Genomic DNA, 13,112 nt, shown 5'->3' on the forward strand with positions numbered 1-13,112 from the left:
TTCTTCCTCTGGTTCCCGGCAGGTCTGGTACTGTACTGGCTGGTCAGTAACTTGATTACCATTGCACAAATGCTGATCATTTACCGTGGGTTAGAGAAGAAAGGAATAGACGTTAGGAACAAGAAGAAGTAATCAAGCATTAAGGCCCGGCTTATGCCGGGCTTTAGTCCTTTTGGGAGCAATGAAAAATGACAACTGAAACAGACTTTGACGACACCATTGTTGCTCAGGCCACGCCACCCGGACGCGGTGGTGTTGGTATTGTTCGCGTTAGTGGCAAAGCCTGTAAAGATGTTGCTGAAAAACTGTTAGGCCATTGCCCCAAACCTCGTAAAGCCGAATACCTGCCTTTTTACGATTTACAAAAACAACTGCTGGACGAAGGCATTGCGCTTTATTTCCCTGGTCCTAACTCCTTTACCGGCGAAGATGTCTTAGAACTGCAAGGTCACGGCGGACCCGTTCTTATCGACATGATCATTAAGGCCATTCTGGAAATTCCCGGTATTCGTCCTGCACGACCTGGTGAATTTAGTGAACGAGCGTTTTTGAACGACAAGCTTGACCTCACCCAGGCAGAAGCTATTGCCGACTTAATTGATACCAATTCGGAGCAAGCCGCTAAAGCCGCATTACAAAGCTTAAAAGGTGAGTTCTCTCATAAAATTGACCAGTTGGTGGATGCCGTTATTCATCTACGCATGTACGTTGAGGCAGCCATCGACTTTCCGGATGAAGAAATCGACTTTCTTTCCGACGGTAAAGTCTCCGGCGATTTAGCTGAAATTATTGACCACCTGTTCCATATAGAACAGGAGGCCCGGCAAGGAACGCTTATGCGTGAAGGTATGCGCATTGTAATTGCCGGACGTCCTAATGCGGGTAAGTCCAGCTTGCTTAATGCTCTGGCAGGTCGCGAGTCCGCCATTGTTACCGAAATAGCCGGAACCACCCGTGATGTTCTGCGAGAACACATTCAAATAGACGGCATGCCGCTGCATATTATTGATACCGCCGGTTTACGCGAAAGCCCGGACCACGTTGAGAAAATAGGTATTGAACGCGCCTGGGATGAAATTCGTCAGGCAGATCGCGTTTTATTTATGGTCGACAGTCAGGAGACTTCTGCCATTCATCCTGATGACATATGGCCGGAATTTTTCGCTCAGTTACCTGAAGACATGCCCTACACCGTTATCCGCAATAAAGTCGACTTATCGGAAGAGCCTACCGGCATTGATGAACACAACGGCATTCCGGTTATTCATTTATCCGCCAAAACTGGCCACGGCATTGAATTACTGCGCGAGCACTTAAAGCATTGTGTTGGGTACAACACAACTGCAGAAGGAAGCTTTATGGCCAGACGCAGGCACTTAGAGGCTCTGGCTAAAGCAAAAACCCATTTACTGCAGGGTCAGGAGCAACTCGAAGCCAACATGGCCGGCGAAATACTAGCTGAAGAGCTACGTCTGACCCAACAGCACCTCAATGAAATTACTGGTGAGTTCACTTCTGACGATCTTCTCGGCCAGATTTTCGGTTCGTTCTGTATCGGCAAATAACGCGATTTCTTAGTCACCAAAAGCTAAGGAGCAACAGTGAAAGACAAGTTAGCGCAATGGGGGTTTGACTACGTCCGGCTCCGGTTTGGGTTCAGAACCGGCATTGCTGCCTGCTTGTCACTTGTTATTGCCTGGGCGCTCGGATTAGAACACCCTCAATGGGCTGCTATGACCGTCTGGGCCGTTTCGCAACCAACCCGTGGTCTTCTCGTAGAAAAAGCCGCCTATCGTGCTTTAGGCACTTTGCTGGGCACCATGTTTGGAATGATACTGGTTGTTTCTGCCGGCGGCGAGATCATCTGGCTGGTAGTCGGTTTATCACTCTGGGTAACCCTCTGTGTTTACACCGGCAATTTACTGCACGGTCTTATTTCCTACGGCACAATTTTGGCCGGGTACTCTGCCTCAATGGTCGTTCTTCTGACACAAAGCCCAGATGCTTTGATGCCACTGGGTAATTACCGTTTGCTTACAGTATTTGTCGGTATTATGACCTCGTTAGTTATTGGTTGGGCTTTTACTTATAAACGCGCGGAACAAACTTTAATTAACCAACTTCGCCGACTTACAGCCGCTAATTTACAGGATACCAGTCATTATTTTGCTGAACCGGATAAGGTTTCACTTAACCTGTCTGAAAAGCTGTCGCAGTTAGCGGCCATAGAAGCTCAATTACTCGATCATGGTACCGGTTCTGTCAGCGCTCATGAGTCAGCCAAAACCTTACGTTTAGTCATTAACAGTCAGCTTGGCTTTTTCACCGAACTCAACATTCAGGAACCAGAGAATAACAAAGAAGTAAGTGGTCACTTACTTGAATCTTCCAACAAACTAAATGCTTCCGCCAAACGCTCCGAAATTATTGAACCTCTCAGAAAAGCCCTGAAACTGATTAAAAACGATGCGTTAAAAAGACGGTTCAGTGAATTTGTTGAAGCCACCAACGACCGTTTATCTTTTCGCGATTCAGGCAAAACGGCCAGCTCAACCCTGCTGACCAAAACTATTTTACACCGCGACTGGAGAGGCGCTCGTCAGGCAGCTATAAGAACCTTGGTTATAATGAGTCTAATTGGCGCAGCCTGGTGGTATACCGAATGGTTTCAGTTGGCTTATTTAATGTTAGGCGCCTCGGTTATGCTGACTTTATTTTCAACCGCTGATAATCCTGCTCTGACGATGAAGTATGTGTTTTTTGGGCAGTGTGCAGGAGCTTTAACTGCCATACTAATACAGGCGGCTGTCTGGCAATATCAGGATGCCATTTTTTGGATGTTAGTGGCGTTAATGCCCGTTATTTTGCTGGCTGGGTTCCCAATGTCACACCAGAAGACCGCCAATGGCAGTATGGATTTTAATCTGGTCTTCTTACTATTAATGCAGCCTTCAGTAGCTTATTCGTTCCATCTTGGTCACTCTATTACCATTGCTTTGGCCGTGGTCGCCGCACCATTGCTTGCTTTAGTTGCTTATCGCCTAATTTATCCGACAAGCTTAAAGGCTCGTTACCAAACTTTATTGCAAACACTGACAGAAGAAATTGACCAGCTGGACACCGAGAAACTCACCGAAAGCCAATACAAAAGGCGCAAAGCACGCTTTTACCATCGAGTCATAAAGCTAACCCAAATTAGTGATAAGCTCGGCTTAAAAGAAAAGGACTCCATAATTGAACACCTTTTAACCGGACAAAAAAGACTCAACTCAACCGGTTAGTTCAGCTTTTCTATTGCGAGACCAACGTTTTATTTCATATTCCCGTTGGCACGCTTTTGATCTGTTAGGGTGTACCTCACTCCAGACAAGCTCAACCGGACGACGCGCGCGTGTGTATTTAGCCCCTTTTTTATCATCCACATTGTGCTCATTAACGCGGCGCTCAACGTCAGTTGTCACACCGGTATAAAACGTATTATCAGCACACTTCACTAAATAAACCGACCAGGCCACGCTTGAACTCTCTCGTAATAAACCCAATAAACAGTGTAACAGCAGTTAATTACTGAACCGACTAAGGAAGCCATTATGAGCAGACATTTTGATGAAGCCAAGGGGTTATCGGAACAACATGACCCGGCAACACACAACTTTGTTTTTAACCAGACCATGTTCCGCATAAAAGATCCGGAACGCACCTTAAAGTTCTACAGTGAGGTGTTGGGAATGACTCTGGTAAAACGCCTGGACTTTCCCGAAATGGAATTCACGCTTTATTTCATGGCTGCTATTTCACCGGAGCAACGTAAAGACTGGTCAACCGACCACGATAAACGTATTGAACAAACCTTTGGTCGTCCGGCTATGTTGGAACTGACACACAACTGGGGCGATGAAAACGACGATTCAGTGTCTTACCACAGTGGCAATGAAGAGCCGAAAGGCTTCGGTCACATTGGATTCGCGGTGCCCGATATCGATGCTGCCTGTGAGCGTTTCGAAAAAATGGGCGTGGAATTTCAAAAACGCCCTAACGATGGAAAAATGAAAGGCATTGCCTTTATTAAAGACCCGGACGGCTATTGGATTGAGATATTTACACCAGAACGTCAGCCAGGGCTCTTAAAAGAGCATTTAAAATAAAGGAAAAGGCCAGTTCATAAGAGCTGGCCTTTTTTGACTCGTCACTCAGAAAGCATCGTCTTCACTTTATCTTCCAGCGACGTCATGCCATGTTCACGACCAACTTCTAACGCTTTTTCCACCGGCATTCCGTCTAACCAGCCCGCGCGTAAAGCCATCAGTGCACCTACGCGGTTACTCGAAGCGCAATGCACCAGAACGGTTTTATCGCTATTTTCTAATAGAATACGATCAACCATACGTGCGTTCTCAAAGGTAACACCGTCTGCGCCATTAACCGGTACATGGTAATAAGCCATACCATTACGGGTCACAACAGCAGCTTCCTCGCTTTCAGTCATTTCTTTTTGCGAAAGCAAATTAATAACAACATCACCGCCGTTATCCGCAAATTCCGCTAACTGTTCATCTGAAGGTGTGCCCATAACCCAAAGCTTTTCAGACACTTGTTTAGGCGACTCTATACCAGCTGAAACATTGAATGAAACTATTACGGCACTTAAAGCCACTAATACCTTTATAAGACCTTTTACCATTTGGGTTCTCCTGTATGATTCGTGTTTTTCAAATAGTAGCAAATGAGCAAAAAAGTTTATGACCGTTTTACATCTTTTAGTGGGTACAACCTCCGGTAATACCGAGTTTTTAGCCGATACTGTCAGCGAAAAACTCAACGAACAAGGTATCGAAACCGAGCTTCACTACGAGCCAGAATTTGAAAAACTCCCGACCGATCAACCCTGGTTAGTTTTTCTAGCCAGTCACGGCGCCGGCGACTATGCCGACTCTATGCTCGATTTTTATGATGAAATAAATGATCCCCAAAGCCCTGATTTAACAGGACTAAACTACGCAGTTGTCGCTATTGGTGAGTCCTGCTACGACACCTTCTGCGAGGCGGGTCGTCATTGCGATAGCCGTTTGCAGGAACTCGGTGCCATTAAACTGGCTGATCGTTTAGAAATAGACATGCTGGAAGACGATCCGGAAGAAAAAACATTAACCTGGTTGCCCGCGATCACTGATTCTGTAAAGGCTCTGTGATCATACCCACATGCTTATACACAGCTATTTTAGCCTGTGATTAAAGCTGGCATAAGATCACTTAAGCACTGTCAATGGAGTGGGTATAACACTGGGGATAAACTGATCTGTGTATAACTACCCCACTTATCCACGATCTATGATCCCAGTTCAACCCCGGTTATCTACAGAGAGTGATCTTAATATGAGCTATATAAAAAAAGGGCTGTAGCGATCTATTCACAGAAAACCGCTGACTAGTAGTAATAACAATAAAAGATCTAAATAAGATCCTTTACTGATCTTCTTTAAGATCTTTAATAACACTGAACGAAATTTAACCATTTAGATTTATACAAAATCGCGTTAAAATAACCGGCTATTTTCCTATTCTTCAACGAAAGGTCACATTGAATGTCAGAACAGAGCCAACAACACTTTGATGTTATTGTTGTCGGTGGAGGACACGCCGGAACAGAAGCAGCTTTAGCCGCCGCTCGTTTAGGTGTTAAAACCCTATTGCTTACGCATAATATTGATACTTTAGGGCAAATGTCCTGTAACCCAGCCATTGGTGGAATAGGAAAAGGTCATTTAGTTAAGGAAATTGATGCCCTTGGTGGCTTCATGGCAAAAGCTGCAGATAAAGCCGGAATTCAGTTCAGAACACTGAATTCTTCAAAAGGTCCTGCGGTAAGAGCGACAAGAGCTCAGGCCGATCGCCAACTGTATAAACAAGCGATCCGCTACGCATTAGAAACACAGCCTAATTTGTCGATATTCCAGCAAGGTTGTGATGATCTTATTGTTGAAAACGATCGCGTTACCGGCGTTGTTACCCAAATGGGTCTTAAATTTACCGCTAAAACCGTTGTTTTAACGGTAGGGACCTTCCTTGGCGGACAAATTCATATTGGTCTGGATAACTATCAAGGCGGACGCGCAGGCGATCCTCCTGCAAATGCTTTAGCTAAGCGCTTACGTTCATTGCCGTTACGAGTAGAGCGGTTAAAAACCGGCACGCCACCGCGTATTGCCAGCCAAAGCGTCGATTTTTCAGTCATGCAGGAACAACCAGGTGATAACCCAACTCCGGTATTTTCCTATATGGGTTCGCGTGCTGATCATCCACAGCAAATCCCCTGTTACATTACGCACACCAATGAAAACACTCACGAAATTATTCGTTCAGGGCTTGATCGTTCGCCCATGTATTCAGGTGTGATAGAGGGTGTCGGGCCACGTTATTGCCCTTCTATCGAAGATAAAATTGTTCGTTTTGCTGAAAAAGGTTCACATCAAATATTCGTAGAACCTGAAGGTTTAGATACCTTTGAAGTTTACCCTAATGGTATTTCAACCAGTCTGCCGTTTGATGTTCAGCAACGTTTGGTTCAGTCAATTAAAGGCTTCGAGAACGCTCATATTACGCGTCCGGGCTACGCCATAGAGTACGATTATTTTGATCCCAGAGATCTTAAACAATCGCTGGAAACCAAAGTCATTAACGGCTTGTTCTTTGCCGGCCAAATTAACGGCACAACCGGCTATGAAGAAGCCGGAGCACAAGGCCTTGTTGCTGGCTTAAATGCCGCATTGCAGGCACAGGATAAAGATTCCTGGTCACCACGACGTGATCAAGCCTACATGGGCGTGTTGATCGATGATCTGTCAACCTTGGGTACTCAGGAACCGTACCGTATGTTCACTTCGCGTGCGGAGTATCGTTTGCTTCTGCGTGAAGATAACGCCGATATTCGCTTAACCGAAATTGGTCGTAACCTTGGTTTAGTCGATGATGAACGTTGGGCTGCATTTAATAAGAAAATGGAAGCTGTTGAGCAGGAAAAACAACGGTTAAAAACCACCTGGGTGCATAAAGACCACGCCTCTGTAGAGCAAATTAATGCCTTGGTAAAAAGCCCTGTAACCAAAGAAGTCAGTGGCGAAGAGTTATTGAGACGCCCGGAGATCCATTATCAGGATCTTGCCAAGACGGATTTTTTTGCGCCGGGATTAGAAGATCCATTAGCCGCTGAACAAGTTGAAATTCAGATTAAATATGCAGGTTATATTTCGCGTCAGCACGATGAAATTGCGAAACAGCAGCGTCATGAAAATACTTTGCTTCCTTCACCTTTCGATTACGCTAAGATTAAAGGCTTATCGAATGAGGTTATTGCTAAGCTAAATGACCACCAGCCAGAAACAGTAGGCAAAGCGGCCCGTATTTCTGGTATAACACCTGCGGCCATTTCTATGCTTCTGGTGCACCTGAAAAAACAGGGTTTATTGCGTAAAAGTGCTTAAGGAATATATGTGAAAGAGCAGTTAAAGGAATTATTGAAGCAAGCGCAACTAACCTTGTCAGAGTCACAAATTGAGCAGCAACTGGCGTTAGTGGGTTTATTGGACAAGTGGAACAAAGCCTATAATCTGACCAGCGTAAGAAATCCAAAGGATATGCTCACAAGACATATTATGGACAGTCTGGCGGTTCGTCAGTATTTACAGGGACAACGTTTTATTGACGTTGGAACAGGCCCGGGTTTACCTGGGTTACCTTTGGCCATAGCTGAACCTGATAAAGAATTTGTTTTGCTCGATAGTTTAGGTAAGCGTATTCGTTTTATTCGTCAGGTTTGTCACGAGTTAAAATTAACCAATGTGACGCCGGTACAGGCCCGGGTTGAAGATTATCAGGACGAAAAAAAGTTTGATGGTGTAATCAGTAGAGCCTTTGCCTCGCTTAATGATATGCTTTCCTGGTGTGAGCATTTACCTTCAGATAAAGGACGGTTTTACGCTCTTAAAGGTTTATACCCACAAGAAGAACTGGACGAACTGTCAGCAAACTATAAAACTGAAAGTATTGAGCAAATTAACGTTCCCGGCATTGACGCGAGCCGACATATCGTCATTATAAGCAAACGGTCATAAAACAACCGACAGTCGATTATCCGACAACAACAAGAGGTTATAAAACCCGTGGCTACAACCATTGCTATTGCAAATCAAAAAGGCGGAGTTGGAAAAACAACCACAGCAGTTAACCTGGCTGCTTCGATGGCTGCTACCCGTCGCAAAGTATTGTTGATCGATTTAGATCCTCAAGGTAATGCAACCATGGGTAGCGGCGTTGATAAGTACGACGTTGAAAACAGCATTTATGAATTATTGATTGAAGAAAAGCCGGTTAAAGACGTTGCGGTAACAGATACTAATGGTAAGTATCATTTAATTGCGGCAAATGCTGATGCAACTGCCGCTGAAATTAAATTAATGGAAGTTTTTGCGCGGGAATTACGCTTGCGTAACGCGCTAAAAGCTGTCCAGGACACCTACGATTACATTTTTATTGATTGCCCACCGTCGCTGAACATGCTGACGGTTAATGGTATGGCCGCCGCTGATTCTATTCTGGTGCCAATGCAGTGTGAGTATTATGCGCTGGAAGGTTTGACAGCGTTAATGGAAACCATTCGTCAGCTGGCCGACGTGGTTAACCCCGGGCTAGAGATAGAAGGCATTTTGCGGACTATGTACGATCCGCGTAACCGTTTGGCTAACGATGTTTCAGAACAACTAAAAAACCACTTTGGTGACAAAGTCTACCGAACAGTTATTCCGCGTAACGTGCGTTTAGCTGAAGCGCCTTCATTTGGTGCACCGGCTATGTATTACGATAAATCATCAACGGGTTCAAAGGCTTATTTGTCCTTAGCGGGTGAACTTATCCGACGTTCTGAAAATCGTAACGAAGTAGCAGAAGAATCATAACAAGGGAATTTAGCGAATCATGTCGGCAAAAAAACGAGGTTTAGGTCGTGGTCTGGATGCCTTACTGACCAGTAATCAGCAAAACTCTGATCGTCAATCTGAACAAGTGACGGAAGAAGTTAAAGGCGAATTACAGAAACTGCCGGTTGAACAGTTAAAACCCGGTCGTTATCAGCCTCGTAAAGACATGTCACCCGAAGCTTTGGAAGATTTAGCCGCTTCAGTAAAAGCTCAGGGTATTATTCAGCCTATTGTGGTTCGCCCTGTTGGCAAAGACGAATACGAAATTATTGCCGGGGAGCGTCGTTGGCGCGCGGCTCAGCTTGCTAAACTGGAGCTGGTTCCCTGCCTAATTAAAGACGTGCCCGATGAAGCGGCCGTTGCTATCGCGTTAATTGAAAACATCCAGCGTGAAGACCTCAATGCAATGGAAGAAGCGACAGCGTTGCAACGCTTATTGGATGAGTTTCAGATGACCCACCAGGACGTTGCTCAGGCTGTGGGTAAATCGCGTACTACTGTAACGAATTTACTGCGTTTAAATAATTTACAGGACGGCGTGAAAGTATTGCTTGAACGTGGCGACATTGAGCTGGGCCACGCCAAGTTGTTGCTGGCATTAGAAGGTGAACAACAAGCCAATGTAGCACAGCAAATTGTTGCAAAAGATATGACCGTACGTGACGCCGAAAAACTGGTTAGACGTACTATCGACCCACCAAAACAAACTGAAAAGCCCGAACCAGACGCAAACATTGAACATTTAGAGACGAAATTGTCTGAGACTCTGGGTGCAAAAGTTTCCATCAATCACGGTCGTAAAGGAAAAGGAAAACTGGTTATCAGTTATACCAACCTAGACGAACTGGATGGAATTCTGACTCACATCAAATAATTATTCCAATGTATTGATTGTTGTAGAACTTTTGTTAAATGGCATAGAAACCGTTGCCTACAGGCAAATTTGTTTGCAATTACATGGCAGATCTTTATACTAGCGCGAGTTTCATTGTGGCTGATTGAAAGCCACATAAAGATAGCCGCCAGTTAAAAGGTTTTGGTCGTGACACAGGCACTCAATGCGGTAGGTAAAAAACTGGCAGGAAGAATAGTAGGCACACAATTTATTGTGGTCTTAGTTGCTGCACTTGTCACGATATTGGTTTCGAATACGCAGTCGGCTTTAGGTATTTTTTGTGGCGGATTAACCGCTGTAATACCCAACGCACTATTTGCACTTATTGCTTTTAAACATGCAGGTGCACGCGCTAATCAGAAAGTTGTACAAAGCTTCTTTTTAGGCGAAGGCGTTAAGCTTCTGCTAACAGCATTGCTGCTCATGCTCGCACTGCTGATAACAAATTTATATCCTGTGTGGTTGCTGATCGGCTTCGTTATTGCCGTCACCATGCAGTGGATAGCACCGGTTTTATTTTTAAAATCAACCTAACTGGGAAACAACATGGTAAGTGGAGAACAAACTCCGACTCAGTATATCCAGCATCACCTCCAAAATTGGACGGTTGGTGAAGGGTTCTGGGCGGTGAACGTCGATACTATCTTCTGGTCCGTGTTACTGGGTGTGCTGTTTCTGTGGAGTTTCCGCAGAGTAGCCAAAAAATCCTCTGCTGGGGTACCTGGTAAATGGCAATGCTTTGTCGAAATGATTGTCGAGTTTGTCGACAACAGCGTCAAAGAGTCCTTTCACGGTAAAGATAAACTGATTGCGCCTCTGGCATTAACCATCTTTGTCTGGATATTCCTGATGAACCTGATGGACTTAATTCCAGTCGATCTCATTCCTTTAGCTGTAGCACACGGCGCATCAGCAATTTTCGGTGTTGATCCTCACGATGTCTTCTTCAAAATCGTCCCAACTACCGATCCAAATGCCACACTCGGCATGGCATTGTTTGTTTTCTTACTCATGCTGTATTACAGCTTCAAAGTCAAAGGCGTCGGTGGTTTCATTGGCGAGTTGACCTTGCAGCCGTTTGGTAAATGGGCGCTGCCTATCAACTTTGTGCTCGAAACTGTCACTTTGATTGCAAAACCATTTTCATTGGCATTACGGTTGTTCGGCAACATGTATGCGGGTGAGATGGTGTTCATTCTGATCGCCACCATGTACGGTGCCGGTCTGGTTCTAGGTTCTTTTGCTGGCCTGTTACAGGTTGGCTGGGCGATTTTCCACATTCTTATTATTACCTTGCAGGCATTTATCTTTATGGTGCTGACCACGGTATATATGGATATGGCGCATCAGGAACATCATTGAGTTTGATTGAGTTGTAACTTTATTTTTTTAGTCTTTAGACGTTTGTAGGAGAGAAAAATGGATATGGGTTTAGTTTATATTGCTGGTGCACTGATGATTGGTTTGGGTGCTCTGGGTGCCGCGATTGGTGTAGGTCTGTTGGGTGGTCGCTTCCTGGAAGCTGCAGCTCGCCAACCTGAATTAGTACCAATGTTGCGTACACAGTTCTTCCTGGTCGCGGGTCTGGTTGACGCGGTACCAATGATCGCTGTTGGTTTGGCAATGTATGTACTGTTCGCGGTAGCTGGTTAAGATCATTAACTCAACTCCCAATAGCGATAAACAAGAGGTACAGGCATGAATATCAATGCAACCTTGATAGGCCAGCTAATTGCCTTTGCGATTTTCGTCGCATTCTGCATGAAGTACGTCTGGCCGCCTATCATGCAGGCGTTGGAAGAACGCAAAAAGAAAATCGCTGATGGTCTGGCTGCGGCAGAACGTGGTCGTCATGAACAAGAGTTGGCAGAAAAACGTGCCCAACAGGTAATTCATGAAGCAAAAGATCAGGCAAGCGAAATTGTTTCTCAGGCTCAACGCCGTGGAAACGAAATTGTCGACGAAGCCAAAGGCACTGCGCGTACTGAAGGTGAGCGTATTCTCACTTCTGCCCGTGCAGAAATTGAGCAGGAAGCAAACCGCGCCCGTGATGAACTGAGAGCACAAGTTGCATCAGTTGCACTGGCAGGTGCTGGCAAAATCCTTAGTCGTGAGATTGATGACAAAGCCCACACCGACCTGCTCGATGAGTTGGTCAGCCAAATCTAGAGGAATCATAGGATGGCAGAATCAATAACCATCGCTCGCCCCTACGCATCAGCCGTATTTGCGATTGCACAAGAAAAAGGCGACATGCAGGCATGGTCTGAACTGCTCACAGTACTGGCGCAATGCGCTGCTACTCCCGAGGTCGAATCCATTTTGGTGAGTCCTGCGGTCAGTGATGAACAGGCAGTCAATCTGCTTGGTGACATTACTGGTGAACTTAGTACAGATGCTCGTAGTTTTCTGCTGCTTCTGGCAGAAAACAATCGACTGCTATTGTTACCGGAAATCGCAGAGCTATATGAAGAGTTACGCGCCGATGCGGAACAAATGCTGACAGCCGATGTAATAACTGCGCGGCCGTTGACAGATGAACAAAAAAGCAAGATTGCAGCCGCACTGAAAAAACGCCTGGGCAAAGAAATTACGCTCAGCGAAAGTGTAGACGAGAGTCTGCTGGGTGGCGCAATCATTCGGGCAGGTGATCTGGTAATTGATGGATCTGCCGTAGGTAAATTGAACAGACTGGCCAGCGCGATAAGCTAAGCGGCCCGTAAAGAGGAAACAGAGATGCAACTGAATTCAGCAGAAATCAGTGACCTGATTAAAAAGCGAATTGAAAGTTTTGACGGGGCTACTGAAGCACGAACAGAAGGCACCGTAGTCGGTGTAACCGATGGTATTGTGCGTATTCATGGTCTTGCCGATGTCATGTCCGGGGAAATGCTTGAGTTTCCAGGCAACACTTTCGGTATGGCTCTTAACCTAGAGCGTGACTCAGTCGGTGCCGTTATTCTGGGCGCTTACCAACATATTTCTGAAGGCGACAAAGTCAAATGTACTGGTCGTATTCTGGAAGTTCCAGTAGGTGAAGGCCTGTTAGGTCGTGTTGTTGACTCACTGGGTAAACCAATTGACGGTAAAGGCGATATTCAAGCCAGCGGTTCTTCTCCAATTGAGAAAGTAGCGCCAGGCGTTATTGCTCGTAAGTCAGTTGACCAGCCATTACAAACCGGTTTGAAATCCATCGATGCGATGATCCCAGTCGGTCGTGGTCAACGTGAGTTGATTATCGGTGACCG

Annotated in this window: 15 protein-coding genes and 1 pseudogene; 14 read left to right on the forward strand and 2 right to left on the reverse strand. The window is 45.5% G+C overall.

Going from position 1 to position 13,112, the window contains the following annotated elements:
* Positions 1 to 188: 188 nt before the first annotated feature.
* Together mnmE and B3180_RS15625 are read left to right on the forward strand one after the other, a co-directional pair.
* Complete coding sequence (mnmE, locus tag B3180_RS15620) at positions 189 to 1,565, forward strand: tRNA uridine-5-carboxymethylaminomethyl(34) synthesis GTPase MnmE (RefSeq protein ID WP_222237034.1); 1,377 nt, start codon at positions 189 to 191, stop codon at positions 1,563 to 1,565.
* A 36-nt stretch (positions 1,566 to 1,601) separates the two neighbouring features.
* Positions 1,602 to 3,281: an FUSC family protein gene (locus B3180_RS15625; protein WP_286845410.1), complete on the forward strand. Its 1,680-nt coding sequence runs from the start codon at positions 1,602 to 1,604 to the stop codon at positions 3,279 to 3,281.
* Here the strand turns inward: B3180_RS15625 and B3180_RS15630 are convergent.
* The gene (locus tag B3180_RS15630) at positions 3,270 to 3,515 is read right to left on the reverse strand and encodes a GIY-YIG nuclease family protein (protein ID WP_054488956.1); all 246 of its coding nucleotides are present in this window, start codon (positions 3,513 to 3,515) and stop codon (positions 3,270 to 3,272) included. The genes B3180_RS15625 and B3180_RS15630 overlap by 12 nt on opposite strands.
* A 75-nt stretch (positions 3,516 to 3,590) precedes the next feature.
* Here B3180_RS15630 and gloA point away from each other — a divergent pair, with 75 nt between their 5' ends.
* A complete protein-coding gene (gloA, locus tag B3180_RS15635) occupies positions 3,591 to 4,145 on the forward strand; it encodes a lactoylglutathione lyase (protein WP_278355371.1) in 555 nt (184 codons plus the stop codon).
* Between the two features lie 41 nt (positions 4,146 to 4,186).
* Here gloA and B3180_RS15640 read toward each other — a convergent pair whose 3' ends face one another.
* A complete protein-coding gene (locus tag B3180_RS15640) occupies positions 4,187 to 4,681 on the reverse strand; it encodes a beta-lactamase hydrolase domain-containing protein (protein ID WP_278358500.1) in 495 nt (164 codons plus the stop codon).
* A 58-nt stretch (positions 4,682 to 4,739) separates the two neighbouring features.
* Here B3180_RS15640 and B3180_RS15645 point away from each other — a divergent pair, with 58 nt between their 5' ends.
* The 11 genes and pseudogenes from B3180_RS15645 to B3180_RS15695 all read left to right on the forward strand — a co-directional run.
* On the forward strand, positions 4,740 to 5,189 hold the full coding sequence (locus tag B3180_RS15645; RefSeq protein WP_054488962.1) for a flavodoxin domain-containing protein: 450 nt from the start codon (positions 4,740 to 4,742) through the stop codon (positions 5,187 to 5,189).
* Positions 5,190 to 5,582: 393 nt separating this feature from the next.
* A complete protein-coding gene (gene mnmG, locus B3180_RS15650) occupies positions 5,583 to 7,478 on the forward strand; it encodes a tRNA uridine-5-carboxymethylaminomethyl(34) synthesis enzyme MnmG (protein WP_054488964.1) in 1,896 nt (631 codons plus the stop codon).
* 9 nt (positions 7,479 to 7,487) lie between these two features.
* A complete protein-coding gene (rsmG, locus tag B3180_RS15655; RefSeq protein ID WP_273022722.1) occupies positions 7,488 to 8,108 on the forward strand; it encodes a 16S rRNA (guanine(527)-N(7))-methyltransferase RsmG in 621 nt (206 codons plus the stop codon).
* A 48-nt stretch (positions 8,109 to 8,156) separates the two neighbouring features.
* Positions 8,157 to 8,948 carry a ParA family protein gene (locus tag B3180_RS15660; RefSeq protein WP_054488968.1) on the forward strand — a complete coding sequence of 264 codons (792 nt, stop codon included), beginning with the start codon at positions 8,157 to 8,159 and terminating at the stop codon, positions 8,946 to 8,948.
* Positions 8,949 to 8,967: 19 nt separating this feature from the next.
* Positions 8,968 to 9,843, forward strand: coding sequence for a ParB/RepB/Spo0J family partition protein (locus tag B3180_RS15665; RefSeq protein ID WP_273022721.1), 876 nt, complete (start codon positions 8,968 to 8,970; stop codon positions 9,841 to 9,843).
* Positions 9,844 to 10,011: 168 nt separating this feature from the next.
* Positions 10,012 to 10,398: an ATP synthase subunit I gene (locus tag B3180_RS15670; protein ID WP_278358499.1), complete on the forward strand. Its 387-nt coding sequence runs from the start codon at positions 10,012 to 10,014 to the stop codon at positions 10,396 to 10,398.
* 12 nt (positions 10,399 to 10,410) lie between these two features.
* Positions 10,411 to 11,226, forward strand: a complete 816-nt coding sequence (atpB, locus tag B3180_RS15675) for a F0F1 ATP synthase subunit A (RefSeq protein WP_286845420.1) — start codon at positions 10,411 to 10,413, stop codon at positions 11,224 to 11,226.
* A 57-nt stretch (positions 11,227 to 11,283) separates the two neighbouring features.
* Complete coding sequence (gene atpE / locus B3180_RS15680; protein WP_007144166.1) at positions 11,284 to 11,517, forward strand: F0F1 ATP synthase subunit C; 234 nt, start codon at positions 11,284 to 11,286, stop codon at positions 11,515 to 11,517.
* A 45-nt stretch (positions 11,518 to 11,562) separates the two neighbouring features.
* A complete protein-coding gene (locus B3180_RS15685) occupies positions 11,563 to 12,033 on the forward strand; it encodes a F0F1 ATP synthase subunit B (protein WP_014705460.1) in 471 nt (156 codons plus the stop codon).
* 12 nt (positions 12,034 to 12,045) lie between these two features.
* Complete coding sequence (locus B3180_RS15690; RefSeq protein WP_286845423.1) at positions 12,046 to 12,576, forward strand: F0F1 ATP synthase subunit delta; 531 nt, start codon at positions 12,046 to 12,048, stop codon at positions 12,574 to 12,576.
* Between the two features lie 24 nt (positions 12,577 to 12,600).
* A pseudogene (locus B3180_RS15695) lies at positions 12,601 to 13,112 on the forward strand (F0F1 ATP synthase subunit alpha); the annotation flags it as partial.

It is taken from the genome of Idiomarina sp. UBA4206, from assembly GCF_002383015.1.
Classification (GTDB): Bacteria; Pseudomonadota; Gammaproteobacteria; order Enterobacterales; family Alteromonadaceae; genus Idiomarina; species Idiomarina abyssalis.

Coding starts and splice junctions, on each gene's coding strand:
- mnmE (WP_222237034.1), top strand. CDS start 189: ATGACAACTGAAACAGACTTTGACGACACCATTGTTGCTCAGGCCACG.
- gloA (WP_278355371.1), top strand. CDS start 3,591: ATGAGCAGACATTTTGATGAAGCCAAGGGGTTATCGGAACAACATGAC.
- B3180_RS15640 (WP_278358500.1), bottom strand. CDS start 4,681: ATGGTAAAAGGTCTTATAAAGGTATTAGTGGCTTTAAGTGCCGTAATA.
- B3180_RS15645 (WP_054488962.1), top strand. CDS start 4,740: ATGACCGTTTTACATCTTTTAGTGGGTACAACCTCCGGTAATACCGAG.
- mnmG (WP_054488964.1), top strand. CDS start 5,583: ATGTCAGAACAGAGCCAACAACACTTTGATGTTATTGTTGTCGGTGGA.
- B3180_RS15665 (WP_273022721.1), top strand. CDS start 8,968: ATGTCGGCAAAAAAACGAGGTTTAGGTCGTGGTCTGGATGCCTTACTG.
- atpB (WP_286845420.1), top strand. CDS start 10,411: ATGGTAAGTGGAGAACAAACTCCGACTCAGTATATCCAGCATCACCTC.
- atpE (WP_007144166.1), top strand. CDS start 11,284: ATGGATATGGGTTTAGTTTATATTGCTGGTGCACTGATGATTGGTTTG.
- B3180_RS15685 (WP_014705460.1), top strand. CDS start 11,563: ATGAATATCAATGCAACCTTGATAGGCCAGCTAATTGCCTTTGCGATT.
- B3180_RS15690 (WP_286845423.1), top strand. CDS start 12,046: ATGGCAGAATCAATAACCATCGCTCGCCCCTACGCATCAGCCGTATTT.